The sequence below is a fragment of the Paenibacillus sp. FSL F4-0087 genome, assembly GCF_038020215.1.
Lineage (GTDB): Bacteria > Bacillota > Bacilli > Paenibacillales > Paenibacillaceae > Paenibacillus > Paenibacillus taichungensis.
In genome coordinates this window covers 1,409,040-1,421,157 of record NZ_JBBODJ010000001.1, presented here as the reverse complement: position 1 = coordinate 1,421,157, position 12,118 = coordinate 1,409,040, and the positions used below count along the sequence as shown (strand labels likewise).

Genomic DNA, 12,118 nt, shown 5'->3' with positions numbered 1-12,118 from the left:
ATTTATTTTCATGTGATATCTAGTTTCTGTGTTATAGGCCCGAAAAAAAACCTTTTTCTCAACAGTGCATACTACATCATGGGAATATAAATCTTTATTACTGAGGAGACGATTGATATGTTATCCATTAAAGATTTTGAAAGTTTGGTACCTGATAAAAGTTTGCCTGTTTCCCAATGGGACTGGACCAAGGCATTTGATAAGCTGATGCAAAGTAACGAGATAAATGTAATGATTCCTTCGGGCACATATCTGCTTAAATACACACTTAAGATTACTAAGCCGAAGAATATTTATGGGAATGAAGCAATTTTAATGCTTGAAGCTCCTTTGCAAATTGAAGGCTCCAATATCAATCTCAACGATCTTAAGTTTAGGAGTGAAAAGCAAGTTCGGGCCATTCATCTGCATAATATTATGAATGTAAGTGTTCATCATTGTGACTTTGAAAATATCATGGAAACGGCTATTTATTTTGAGAACGAAAGTCATCAAAATGTTAGTATCACAGACTGCAATTTCGAAAATATAGGTAGAAACATTACCAATATTGTTGTTCAGGGTAATGCCGTTTATGTTCAAAATGCTGCTACAGTATTTATCGAGAATTGTGAAATGCATGATATTTGGGGGCAATCCGCCATTACGGTACGAAGTTCAAGTGATATCAAGATCACCAATTGTATCATTGAGGATACTGCTTATCGTGGAATTCAAACGTATGGTTCCGATTCGGGCTCGGCAGCAGATTCTGTGCGTAACATGGAGATTACGGAATGTGAAATCAGAAGAACAGGGGAGTTAAACCAGACCCTACAAGGTGATGCTACAAATGGGATTTTTGTTCGTAATCCGCAGGGGACTGCCGCTGACGTTAAAATTTCCAACTGCACTATTGAATATTGCGGAGAGAACTTCATTGAAGGGAACTTTCACGCATTCAACAATACGATGAAATATTCTGGTTATTATCCTCATTTCACGACGCCTTCGAAAGAGGGATTGTTTCCTCAGACTAACTCGGTAATTGAAGGAAACTCTATTCATTACTCATATTTAGAAGCGATCAAATTATTTTTCAGCCGTAACAATATTGTGATCAATAACAATACAATTCATGATTGGGATATGACAACCGCATCCAAATCTTCCTATTTACCAGCGATCACGATGCAAACGAAGTTATCTTCGGATGTAATGAATAATATTACAATTCAAAATAATACGATTACTGGTCCGGCAAGGAAATTGATGAATGGAAATACGATTAAAGGAGAACAAGAAGTAATCAAAAAGATTCCGTCCCCTGGAACTTTTGGTACGATTACTTATTCCAATAATCAGATTATTCTTGAATAATGATGTGTGTTTGTAGAATTATTATTGAGCAGCCCTAGCCAGGGCTGCTTTTATTTTAAATTGAAACTATGTAGCTAAGAAGGAGATCACAACCAATGAGTATGAATGAGAATATGTCTGAAGAACAAATTTTGGATCAGTTGTTTGAAGCAGCAGAACGTTTGCCGGAAGAGAATGTACGCATTCAACGTTTGGATCTGTTGCTGACCCTGCGTGGATTGACGTCCTCCAAAGTGGATCAGATTCGCGAACGCTGTACGATTCGAAAAACAGTCAAAGGCCGCACCGAGGAAAAGGTGGATACCGAAACGTTTAACGCGCTGCTGATTTCCGAAGCTACGGTGAAAATGAATGTACGCGGACTCGAACTGTCCGGTTGGGGAGACAACCGCATCACGGGTCGCATGAAGCTGTCCGGTGGGGAACAAGCGGTTCGCCGCATGTTACTCGCGGGTGAGCTGGATGCCGTTGGCGACAAGGTACTTGAGCTTTCCGGCTTCGGTGTGGAGATTGAAGACCTAAAAAACTGATTCACTCCGGCGGGATGACTACGTTCTTATATCACATGTGGGTTCGTCATCATCTACGGCCCGGAGAATTCTGGTCTTTACCACGCGGGGAGCGCTCGCTGTTGATTGCTTTCTCGGAAGAGGAAATGGCAGCGATCACCTCGCAAATGAATCGATGATTAGATCGGACAGGGGGTGAAAGAAATGGCAGAAATGATTGTGGGCTTGTCCAAATCAAACGCGGAAATGCGAACGACGATCCGGTATCTGGATCAGATCCAGCGTTCTACCGAACGTCTGGGCAGGGTTCGATATCAGAGTCTGATCAAGGTGAACAATGAGCTGAGAACAACCGGGCGCAGGCTGGAGAGCATTTATAGCACGGCTGTGCGATTGAGTAGGTTGCGGATTACACCTAAGATTGGATTGGATGACCAACTTAGTCCGGCACTTGACCGTGCACTACTGAAACTGAACAGCTTCAGGAACCAGGTAGTTAAGGCTTCGGGGACTGTGTCAGTGGAGGTTCGGCAGAAGGTTGAAGTGGCGATGGGGAAAATGAACCCGGCGAGTGGGCCTTCTATGTCAGTTGTGATTGGGAGTCATAATACAACGATTAATAATGCAGCTAAAGAAGAGGATAAAAAGTGGTATGAACACCTTTATGAATTTACGGACTTTGTAAACAATATTACAGATATTGGTGAAAAAGCAAAAAAAACGTTCGGTAGAAAGTCTAAAAAGGATAAGGCTTCTAATCCCAGTAAGAGTACAGAAGTGGCGGAAGGTAAGATAGGCAAGAATCAAACTCGAAACAGTTCAAGAACAGGTAGTGACACATCAAGCAAACCGCCTGTCCGGAAAGTATCTGGTGGACGAGGGGGAGGAAGGTTTGCTTCCAGAGCAGCTACACCAACTCCTGCACCAACGCCGAGTATGTCCCAAATTGATACAGACACATCTGAGCGTGCCTTTCAGGAAGCTAAAAAAATGGACAGAAACCGAAGAATTGGTGGCGGTAAAAAGTCAAATTTGGTATCAGGCTTGATGTCTAGTTCACCCATGGCGATGTCCAATCTCTTCTCGGGAGATGGCATGTTGGGTAAATTGGGCGGCGGCCTTGCCAAAGGTGCTGGAAAACTGGTTCGTCCAATCAGCATGCTCGCTGATGTGGCCAACATCGCAAGCGCACCGCCGGAAGAGAGGGGCCGAGCGGTTGGTTCCATGATTGGGGGCACAGCAGGAGCGGCGATTGGTAGTGCAATCGGTAGCGTCATTTCACCTGTCATTGGCACGTATATAGGCGGCGCAATCGGCGGTTGGGCTGGCAGTGCAGCAGGCGGCTGGATTGGGGACAAATCCAAGGATATTGGAAAATTTATGTCCAACGCTACCGAGGGTGTGGGTAACGCATTGTCGGGTGCAGCGGATTACATCTCTGAGAAAACGAAAAACATCACCGATGGCATATCCAGTTTCTTCGGTTTTGGCTCGAAGAAGGAGGACAAGACCTTATCCGCAGCAACGGTGGCTTCAACGTCGCAAGTAGCAACAGGTCCGCAGATGCCACCTGCCTATATTCCACCGGCACTGACAATGACGGGTCCAGCAGCATATATGAACAATAAGGTCGGCCAGTCTACATCTGCTGGTTTTATGGGAACAAGCGTGATGCAGTCCCAAGCCATGGGTCTAGGTAACGGAGCGCAAACTGCTGGAAATGCCAATGGCAGATCGTCCACGATGACGGTACAAATATCCGAAGACCAGATGAGCAGTCTGTCCGGTTACCTGAAGGATTTTAAAACCGAGACGACCAATCAGATCTCCGTAAACGTACCACAAGGAGCTGTGCAGGTGACTGTCCGGGAGAACGCCATCGACTACGATGCCATCTCACATCAGGTTGGAATGAGATTTGCAGGCGAAGTGCGCCGTGCGATGGAGAATCGCAAAACCATTATGGCCTAAGCAGAAAGGAGGCCTGTCATGACTGTATTTGAAGATAACGTGGAAGGTATCAAAATGGAATTTACCCTGATCGATGGGAAAACGAAGTTTCAATTTCCGGTGAAACCGGAAGAACTGACGATCTCCCGATCCAAGGGATACGAAACGATTAATATGCTGGAGTATGGCGAGTTTGATTTTGCTCAGGGAGAGAAGGTGAAGGAGATCACCTTCTCTTCTTTTTTTCCAAAAGAATATGATGCGTCCTATTGCATGTACGAGCCTTTGCCTGATCCGCGTGTAGCGATGAATATGCTAAATACGTTTCTTGTATCGAAAAAGCCGCTGCGCTTCATCATTACCAACACGGGGGTGAACGTGCCGGTGTATCTGATCTCGCACAATACGACCTTTCGGGGCGGTGAGAGCGGGGATATTTACTTTGACATTACGCTGCGAACGTGGCGGGATTCCAAAGTGGAGAAGGTTGGCGCTGCTACATCTGCGAGCAAGTCTGGTTCCCGTACTGATCTGAAAACGAGCAGCAAGACCTACACCGTCAAATCTGGCGATTCCCTGTCCAAAATAGCAAAGCTTGAGATGGGCAGCAGTTCCAAATGGAACGAGATTTATAAGCTCAATGTGAAGACCATCGGCAGTGATCCGAACCGGATCAAGCCCGGACAAAAGCTGGTGATGCCATGACCTACAAGGTCATTGTGGACGACAAATATGACATCACCAAATTGGTGGAGACGATTACGCTGAAGGACTCGCTCGACCAGATTGCGTATCAGGCCAACATCCGGTTGACGGTGTCTGCTTCTTCGGGTCTGCCTGCGATCTCACCGGGTATGGCGGTGCGGATCAGCGGGATTCCTTTTGGTGAAAAATCAATGGTTCACTTGCTGCATCCTGCGGTCATCTGGGAAGTGGAAAGCTCCAACAGCGGTACCAAGCGACTGTCCCTGACCGTCTACGACCGGATGATTTATCTGGAAAAATCAGAGGATGAGTTCCTTCTGCCGAAAGACCAGACTGCCACGCAACGACTGAAAACGTACGCTAAGGAATGGAAAATTCCCTACACCGCGCTGCCGGATACCAAAACGAAGCTGAGCAAAGCGGTATATCGGTCGCAGACGATTTTTTCGATGATGTTTGCCGATCTGAAGGAAACGGTGAAGTCCGGTGGTGATATGTATCATCCGCGGATGACGCCGGGTGGGTTGCAGTTGTTCAAGGTAGGCAGTAATGCGAAGGTGCACGAGCTGGATCGGCTGATCGATCTGACTCAGATGCGTACGCTCGAAGGCGCGGTTACGAAAGTTAAAGTGATGGCTGCCTCAGAGTCCAGCAGTGGCAAAGAGGTTCCTTCCAAAGTGCTCGCGATTGAGCAGGATGGTGTAGCCGAACTGGGCACACTGCAAAAGCTGATCGAGGACGATCAGGTGAAAACGGCGACGGCCGCCAAGAAGCTGGCGAAAAGCCGTCTGACGGGCATTCAGGAGACCTTTACCGTATCTGCACCAGATGTGAATACGATTCGTGCTGGGGACGCGGTGCTACTCAAAGGGTTAAAACTGATTGTCATGTCGGTTAGCCGTGATCTGTCCGCTGGGCCTGGAACAATGACGTTGGAGCTGGGCACGGTCGATATGGTGAAAAGGAGGGTTTATCTTGAATAAAGAAGATCCGTACGGGCATTTTGCCGAGGTCATGCGCGGTGCGATGAGCACACAAACCCGTCAGGCTGTGAGTGGCATGGGCGCGGTGCTGGGTACGATGACCTCGTCCGGCGTGAAGCTGGATGATTTCAAGCACGAAGTGCAGGACTATCTCGTGGCCGAGCTGCCGGGCACGCTTGGACTGCCGGAGCGCGAGGCTGCTGGCGCGATTTCCGGTATACCTGACGTGGCAAACGGCGGAACGACGGGAACGGGAAGGTTTCTTTTGCAAAAAGAGGAAGTGGAAGAAGCGGTGTGGTCTCTTGGTAAAGGATTGAAAGCTGGAGACCGTGTGCTGGCGATGCGGGTGAATGGCGGTAACGACATTGTGGTGCTGTGTAAGGTGGTGAGTGCGCATGCCTAGTTTGTTCCCGGAAACGGGTTTGGTATGGGGAGATGAGGAAGATCTGTCGGGGGCGGCTTCGGAAGAGGTGAGGTTTGGACGGAGCTGGCGATTCGATTACGATGCGGGGGATTTTGTGCTGACCCCAAGTGGCAAAGTCGCTGCGGCGAGTGGGAATGAAGCTTGGGTGCAATGGTGCATCAAGGCGGTAAAAACGCCAAGGTACAGACATGTGATCTACTCCCGAAACTATGGTTCGGAGCTGGAGGAGTTAGTTGGTCAGGGGGACAGCCGGGGAGTGATCGAAAGTGAGATAACCCGGATGGTTACAGAGACACTGCTCGCTGATCCACGCACGGATTCGGTAGACCAGTTTACGTTCGATTGGAATCGGGAGCAGTGCATGTTCTCGTGTCGTGTGGCGAGTGTACAGGAAGAGATGTTTATTTTGGAAAGTGTGGTGATCTGACGGGATGGCTGAGATTCCGCGTTATTTGGAGGACCAGACGGAGGAACAGATTATGCAGCGTATGCTGGATCGTCTGCCCGCGGATCTGGATAAGTCGGAAGGTTCGTTCCTGTGGGATGCGGAGGCTCCGGTTGCGTTTATGCTGTCTGAGGCGGCGCTCTGGGCGCAGGAACTGCTGCGGCGCGGCTTTGCGAGTACTGCGGCGAGCAGTGATCCGAATTTTCGTTCGGAAGAGCTGGATCTGCGGGCGGGAGAGCATGGTCTTACGAGACGGGCTGCGGTAGTCGCACAAGGTACGGTTCAATTCGTGGGTAGGCCGGGCAAGGTGATTCCTGTGGGGACGGTTGTGGCTACTTTGGCAGATGAAATCTCCGGTGAGGCTTCACTCGAATATGAAACCGTTGGTCGTGTGGAGCTGGGAGAAGATGGTCTGGGGAGTGTTGGCGTGCGAGCGCTTGTTGCCGGAAAAGAAAGCAATGTGCCTGCGGGCACCGTGACCGTGCTGTCTACACCAGTGAGTGGCGTTACCTCTGTAACTAATGTTGAGGTGATTAAGGGCGGTGCGGATATCGAGGCAGATACGGCGCTGCTGGAACGCTTTTATGCCAAAGTCCGTAATCAAGGGACAAGCGGCAACAAATCGCAATATGTGCAATGGGCCAGTGAAGTGCCAGGTGTTGGTGCAACGCGGGTGATTCCGTTATGGCAGGGGCCAGGCACGGTGGGACTGTATTTGCTGGATACGGACAAACGTGCGGCGGGAAGCGATCTGGTGGCGGCTGTGCAGAAGTACGTGGACCCAACGCAGGATGGAGAGGGTGAAGGCGTTGCACCAGCTGGCCCCGTGGTGACTGTCATGCCGGCAGAGGAAGTGCCGATGAACATTCAGGTGAAGCTGACGCTGGCAAGTGATGCGACACTCGCTGATGTGCGGGCATTGATTGAGCGCGGGGTGACTGCGTATTTGAAGCAGTTGGCTTTTGCCGATCCACTTGTGCGCTATACCCGAATTGCAGCGATCCTACTCGACATTCCGCCGATTATCGACTATTCGGAGCTGACCGTGAACGGTGTAAGCGACCAGAATATTGAGATGAAAGCGAGTCAGGTGGCGGTGCTGGGGACGGTGGATGTGCATGAGTAGTGTTAGGCAGATGATGAGGTGTAACGTGCGGAAGGAAGATGAGGAAGCTTTCCGGAAATGTAGTGGAGAAGGCCGTTTAGGAAGTAAGGAAGCCGTTCAACGGGATGTGTCATGTAAATGTTCTACTCGGTCGGGATACGCTGCTTGGACTAATTCTCCTGCTGCTGTTGAGCCGGTTGTGCCGGTTCTGGAAGATTCTCAAGGTGAGCAACGAGACGAGTCTGAGGTTCGCTTATGGCGAGAAGTAAGTCACTTAGGAGAGGAAGACACGTGGAGTGAGCGAGTTCACGCGAATGTGAAAGGAAAGGAGGATGCTGGTCATGAGTGCTCCTTCTACTGTAGATGCTGGACTGACGAGTGAGAAAGGGCAGGAGCTGTTCTCGTATTTGCCGAGCTATTATGAGACTTCTCGTGTGATGCAGGCGGATATGCAGTCCAAAGGAACCGAGATGGACCTGCTGTATCAGGCGTTGGATGAAACATTGGATCAGTTCTTTGTCCGCACGGCGACGTGGGGCCTGGATTTCTGGGAGCAGGAGCTTGGTATTGAGACGGATCATCTCAAACCTGTGGAACAGCGGCGTGCCGTGGTGGAATCCAAGCTGCGGGGTGCCGGGAAATTTTCGGGCAGGCTGGTTGCGAATGTAGCTGGGGCATATGCCGGGGGAAAAGTGGATGTAACTTTTCAGCCGGAAGCGTGGAGTTTTACGGTGAGCTTTGTGGATACGATGGGCATCCCGCCTAATATCGACGATCTCAAACGGGCGATTGAAGAACTGAAACCGGCTCACATGGCCGTGGAATATGAGTACCGTTATCTGGTCTGGGACGATCTGGACAAGAAGCGGAAAACATGGGATGAACTGGACGCTGTGTCCTTGACATGGAATGAACTGGAGGTGTGGGCGTAATGCCACAAGAAACAGATCGACTGAAGCTGCCTCTCCCCTTGGGGAATGAGAACGTAACCCGGGAGAGTATTAACGGAATTTTTGAAAAGATTGATGCAGGCGTTGCGACGAAGACGGATCTGGATACGCTTCGTGAAGCAGTGAGCAAGATGGATATTCCCGATGCGTCTTTGACGCAGAAAGGGAAGGTACAGTTGTCTAGTAAGATCGATGGTACATCTGAAGTGGTGGCGGCAACGGAGAAGGCAGTTAGTGATGCGAGAGTGGCGGCTATTAATGTAGCTACTACAGATGCGACAACAAAAGCTAATGCGGCGGTAGCGCCCATTATCAGCTTGGATTCGTCTAATCTTGTTCAAAATTCGTCCGCAAATTTAGGGCTTTATGGGTGGACTGACTACGGGTCAGTTCCATGGTCAGTGACCGTTGGTACTAACTTTAGAACGCTGAAGTATTTTCAAGTGACAGGAGCTGTGGCGGCTAACGCTTATGCAGTTCTTGATTCCAACGCAACCAATGTCATCGCTGGGACATACAACTTACAAGCAATGTTTTATACATTAGGCATGACAACGGGAGTTTTGCTTATTGAAGTTAAAAATGCCAGTGATGATGTGACAATCAATTCGCTTGTGGCCGAGTCTAATTCCAATTGGCATCGGAAGTCGAAAACAATAACTATTCCTTCCGGTGTGACATCCGTAAAAATACGTATGGTCGTAGCGGGCGGAGCATCCGGGGTATCTGGGAGTGTTAAAGCTATTTCAAGGATTAAGTTTTCAGCAGGCGCAGCAGATGTACCATACACTGCCGAAGCTGACGATCTTGCGCTTTTTCAATATGGCGTTGATGCTAAAAATGGTATTGTGGGTGCCATTAACGCCAAGGGTGGAAGTGCATCCACAAGTGATACATGGCCTGTTTTAGTTTCGAAAATATCGTCATTGAGGTCTGAGATAATTGCTTCAGATGATTTTACTTTTGTATCAAACAATAGTAGGTTGACTACCTCTTCTCGTACTCCAGCTCAGGTCATGAGCGCGATAGTATATTTTGGAGGGACATATCGTATAAGATTCTCCTTAGCAACTTACGAAAATTTCGTAACAGGTTTTGCACAAATATATGTCAATGGTACTGCAAGAGGAGCAGTTCGAACCGCCGGTACATCAACGATGAGCTTTGTAGAAGATATCACTGTTAACCCCAATGATGATATACAATTGCGCTTATGGACGACACAACCAACTGGACAGAGTACTTTCGCATATGTCTACAATGTGGAGATCCGCACACAAACATTAGTGGCTGCAAGATTTAACAATGCTTAGGATCGCTGAATTTACTTGCAGTACAAATTCAATATAATCCTCCTGTTGAACGTTACTGATTAGTTGAGGCGACAAAAATAAGCTGGATGGCAATCAAGTCGGTCTTTTACTGCTTGGAAAGTTATTGACTCTGCAATGAAAATAAAAAGGAGGTGAACCATGACAACAAACCAACTAACCACTGTGATCGCTGACGCTCTGATACAGCATTTCCCTAGCATCCCGATCCACCCGACTCCAGACAGTAGAGGCATTGCTTTCCGCCTATTATCCGCCCAACTCACCCGGGAACGCAGCGATCGCTTCGTGCAATCTCATGCTTTTGAGATCCGCTGGCTCGAACCTAACGATATCCCGGCGACCTTGCCGGACGAGCTCTTCGAAGCGCTGGAAACCATCCACGTAGAGGGTACCCCCTATCGAGCAACGGAGCTGCGCTGGGAGACGGAGTATGATACACCTAGAATGCTGGTGTACTACACCATGCGAACTACCAAAGTGTCGGAGTCTGCCACTCCTATGCAACAACTGGAACAGCGACCCACCGCACTTAAAGCCGAGAAAGAATAACTATATAAATTGAACTAAACATTTACACGAAAACGGAGAGGAAAGAAATAACCTGAAGAAGCGGAGCTGAAAGCTTTCTGAAAGAAAGCTGCATCGTAAGCATAAGCTGCGCCTTTATCCCCGGGTTTCCCCTTTGAATAAGGGAATCAAAAAATCTGGGGATAACAGAGATCGGAAGGTTGTTCTGTCGTCGGAGTGGCAAATGTAAATATTCTTCAGTTGAATTTAAATAATCAAATGAGGGGATCTACATGAAAAGAATGGGAGGCGTATTGGCGATGTTTACGAAGAAAGAACCGGAGAATAAGAAACCAGAAACTGAGCGGGTAACCAACCAGAAATACAGCAAATCACAGTTCGCCGAATCCCGGCAACTCAGCCGAATCGAGAAAGACATTTTGGCAGCGGTGCTGTTGGAACAAGAAACGTACACAATGGAAGAAGCACAGGAACATATCCAACAATTTATGAATGGGGAGGCACAATAATGGCTGGAGGAACATGGACGACTCAAAACAAGGTACGCCCGGGAGTATATATGAATTTTGCATCAGAGGGCTCATTGCCGGGTACGGTAGGGGAGCGGGGAACGGTGGCTTTGGCACTTCCATTGTCATGGGGACAAGCTGGCACAATTCTGACGATACAAGCAGGTGAAGATGTACAAGCCCAATTGGGCTATGACTGGACAGCACCACAATTGCTGTTGATCCGAGAGGCATTGAAACGGGCGCAGACCTTGCTTCTTTACCGACTCAATGCAGGGACCAAGGCTAAGGCAAACTTGGACAAACTGACAGTGACAGCCCAACACGGCGGTGTGCGTGGTAATGACCTGGCTGTTGTAATCTCAGCGAATATCAATGACCCGGAACAATTGGATGTCTCCACTTTGCTTGCGGGTAAAGAAGTAGACAAACAAACCGCGTCTACCATCGAAGCTCTGGAATCCAACGCATACGTTACATTTACTGGTGAAGGGGCACTCACAGCTACAGCTTCACTTCCACTAACAGGTGGATTGGATGGCACAGCAACGAACCAGGAGCATTCCGATTTCCTCACCAAGCTAGAGGTGCTAGATTTTAACACGGTCGGTCTGGTCTCAGATGATGCCACACTCAAGTCAGTCTACACAGCCTACATCAAGCGCTTGCGTGATACCGAGGGCAAGAAGGTGCAACTGGTTCTGTCCGATTATCCGGCTGCAGATCATGAAGGCATTATCAGTGTCAAAAATGGCGTTGTGCTCGCAGACGGTACCGTTCTTACCCCGAAACAAACCGTAGCGTGGACTGCCGGTGCAACAGCGGGTGCTAACCTGAATGAATCCCTGACGTTCCGTGCGTATGATGATGCCGTGGATGTATACGGACGATTGACACATACCGAGACGGAAGCGGCATTGCGTAATGGCGAATTTGTTTTTACGGCGAGCAGCAACCGCGCAGTGGTTGAGCAGGATGTGAATACGTTCCGTTCCATTACACCGGATAAGGCACGTCATTTTGCCAAAAACCGTGTTGTTCGTGTACTTGATGGTATCGCTAACGATATGAAACGGATTTTCGAGTCCTATTACATCGGCAAAGTGAACAACAACGAAGATGGGCGCAGCCTGTTCCGTTCCCAATGTGTTACCTACCTGAAGCAGCTTCAGGATATTGGGGCGATTCAAAATTTTGATTCCAAAACAGATATCACTGTTGCTCCGGGCAATGAAAACGACAGCATTCTGATCGAGATTCAGGTCCAACCTGTGGATTCCGTTGAAAAAGTATATATGAAAGTGAAGGTGGTTTAAG

Annotated in this window: 15 protein-coding genes; all 15 read left to right on the top strand. The window is 48.6% G+C overall.

The genetic code is table 11. The annotated features are described in order from the left end of the window. Positions 1-117: 117 nt before the first annotated feature. The 15 genes from MHB84_RS06870 to MHB84_RS06800 all read left to right on the top strand — a co-directional run bounded on the left by MHB84_RS06870 (position 118) and on the right by MHB84_RS06800 (position 12,117). Positions 118-1,359 (top strand): right-handed parallel beta-helix repeat-containing protein, encoded by a 1,242-nt coding sequence (locus MHB84_RS06870; RefSeq protein ID WP_076291455.1) that lies wholly within the window; start codon positions 118-120, stop codon positions 1,357-1,359. Positions 1,360-1,454: 95 nt separating this feature from the next. Next, positions 1,455-1,889 (top strand): phage tail assembly chaperone, encoded by a 435-nt coding sequence (locus tag MHB84_RS06865; RefSeq protein ID WP_053783415.1) that lies wholly within the window; start codon positions 1,455-1,457, stop codon positions 1,887-1,889. A 14-nt stretch (positions 1,890-1,903) separates the two neighbouring features. Then, positions 1,904-2,047, top strand: coding sequence for a hypothetical protein (locus MHB84_RS06860; protein ID WP_162842432.1), 144 nt, complete (start codon positions 1,904-1,906; stop codon positions 2,045-2,047). A 25-nt stretch (positions 2,048-2,072) separates the two neighbouring features. Continuing rightward, entirely contained in the window at positions 2,073-3,839 is a 1,767-nt protein-coding gene (locus tag MHB84_RS06855) for a hypothetical protein (RefSeq protein WP_076291456.1), read from the top strand. 54 nt (positions 3,840-3,893) lie between these two features. After that, complete coding sequence (locus MHB84_RS06850) at positions 3,894-4,523, top strand: LysM peptidoglycan-binding domain-containing protein (RefSeq protein ID WP_076291569.1); 630 nt, start codon at positions 3,894-3,896, stop codon at positions 4,521-4,523. Continuing rightward, entirely contained in the window at positions 4,520-5,506 is a 987-nt protein-coding gene (locus tag MHB84_RS06845; RefSeq protein ID WP_076291457.1) for an XkdQ/YqbQ family protein, read from the top strand. The genes MHB84_RS06850 and MHB84_RS06845 overlap by 4 nt, the downstream gene beginning before the upstream one ends. Next, positions 5,499-5,909 carry a hypothetical protein gene (locus tag MHB84_RS06840; RefSeq protein ID WP_076291458.1) on the top strand — a complete coding sequence of 137 codons (411 nt, stop codon included), beginning with the start codon at positions 5,499-5,501 and terminating at the stop codon, positions 5,907-5,909. Before MHB84_RS06845 ends, MHB84_RS06840 begins: the two co-directional genes overlap by 8 nt. Further along, a complete protein-coding gene (locus tag MHB84_RS06835) occupies positions 5,902-6,357 on the top strand; it encodes a DUF2634 domain-containing protein (protein ID WP_076291459.1) in 456 nt (151 codons plus the stop codon). Before MHB84_RS06840 ends, MHB84_RS06835 begins: the two co-directional genes overlap by 8 nt. 4 nt (positions 6,358-6,361) lie before the next feature. Then, positions 6,362-7,501 (top strand): baseplate J/gp47 family protein, encoded by a 1,140-nt coding sequence (locus MHB84_RS06830; protein ID WP_076291460.1) that lies wholly within the window; start codon positions 6,362-6,364, stop codon positions 7,499-7,501. Between the two features lie 104 nt (positions 7,502-7,605). Beyond that, the gene (locus tag MHB84_RS06825) at positions 7,606-7,749 is read left to right on the top strand and encodes a hypothetical protein (RefSeq protein ID WP_179087221.1); all 144 of its coding nucleotides are present in this window, start codon (positions 7,606-7,608) and stop codon (positions 7,747-7,749) included. 72 nt (positions 7,750-7,821) lie between these two features. Continuing rightward, positions 7,822-8,412, top strand: a complete 591-nt coding sequence (locus MHB84_RS06820; protein WP_076291462.1) for a YmfQ family protein — start codon at positions 7,822-7,824, stop codon at positions 8,410-8,412. Further along, entirely contained in the window at positions 8,412-9,743 is a 1,332-nt protein-coding gene (locus tag MHB84_RS06815; protein ID WP_076291463.1) for a tail fiber protein, read from the top strand. Before MHB84_RS06820 ends, MHB84_RS06815 begins: the two co-directional genes overlap by 1 nt. A 159-nt stretch (positions 9,744-9,902) precedes the next feature. Beyond that, a complete protein-coding gene (locus tag MHB84_RS06810; protein WP_076291464.1) occupies positions 9,903-10,313 on the top strand; it encodes a phage tail terminator family protein in 411 nt (136 codons plus the stop codon). A 251-nt stretch (positions 10,314-10,564) separates the two neighbouring features. Next, a complete protein-coding gene (locus tag MHB84_RS06805) occupies positions 10,565-10,801 on the top strand; it encodes a hypothetical protein (RefSeq protein WP_076291465.1) in 237 nt (78 codons plus the stop codon). Next, the gene (locus tag MHB84_RS06800; RefSeq protein WP_076291466.1) at positions 10,801-12,117 is read left to right on the top strand and encodes a phage tail sheath family protein; all 1,317 of its coding nucleotides are present in this window, start codon (positions 10,801-10,803) and stop codon (positions 12,115-12,117) included. Before MHB84_RS06805 ends, MHB84_RS06800 begins: the two co-directional genes overlap by 1 nt. The last annotated feature ends 1 nt before the right edge of the window (position 12,118 follow it).

Bases quoted from the DNA above. Each gene is read 5' to 3' on its own strand.
- MHB84_RS06850 (WP_076291569.1), top strand. From the start codon at position 3,894: ATGGAATTTACCCTGATCGATGGGAAAACGAAGTTTCAATTTCCGGTG.
- MHB84_RS06855 (WP_076291456.1), top strand. From the start codon at position 2,073: ATGGCAGAAATGATTGTGGGCTTGTCCAAATCAAACGCGGAAATGCGA.
- MHB84_RS06810 (WP_076291464.1), top strand. From the start codon at position 9,903: ATGACAACAAACCAACTAACCACTGTGATCGCTGACGCTCTGATACAG.
- MHB84_RS06860 (WP_162842432.1), top strand. From the start codon at position 1,904: ATGACTACGTTCTTATATCACATGTGGGTTCGTCATCATCTACGGCCC.
- MHB84_RS06870 (WP_076291455.1), top strand. From the start codon at position 118: ATGTTATCCATTAAAGATTTTGAAAGTTTGGTACCTGATAAAAGTTTG.
- MHB84_RS06845 (WP_076291457.1), top strand. From the start codon at position 4,520: ATGACCTACAAGGTCATTGTGGACGACAAATATGACATCACCAAATTG.
- MHB84_RS06865 (WP_053783415.1), top strand. From the start codon at position 1,455: ATGAGTATGAATGAGAATATGTCTGAAGAACAAATTTTGGATCAGTTG.
- MHB84_RS06825 (WP_179087221.1), top strand. From the start codon at position 7,606: ATGTGTCATGTAAATGTTCTACTCGGTCGGGATACGCTGCTTGGACTA.
- MHB84_RS06830 (WP_076291460.1), top strand. From the start codon at position 6,362: ATGGCTGAGATTCCGCGTTATTTGGAGGACCAGACGGAGGAACAGATT.
- MHB84_RS06835 (WP_076291459.1), top strand. From the start codon at position 5,902: ATGCCTAGTTTGTTCCCGGAAACGGGTTTGGTATGGGGAGATGAGGAA.
- MHB84_RS06805 (WP_076291465.1), top strand. From the start codon at position 10,565: ATGAAAAGAATGGGAGGCGTATTGGCGATGTTTACGAAGAAAGAACCG.
- MHB84_RS06800 (WP_076291466.1), top strand. From the start codon at position 10,801: ATGGCTGGAGGAACATGGACGACTCAAAACAAGGTACGCCCGGGAGTA.
- MHB84_RS06820 (WP_076291462.1), top strand. From the start codon at position 7,822: ATGAGTGCTCCTTCTACTGTAGATGCTGGACTGACGAGTGAGAAAGGG.
- MHB84_RS06815 (WP_076291463.1), top strand. From the start codon at position 8,412: ATGCCACAAGAAACAGATCGACTGAAGCTGCCTCTCCCCTTGGGGAAT.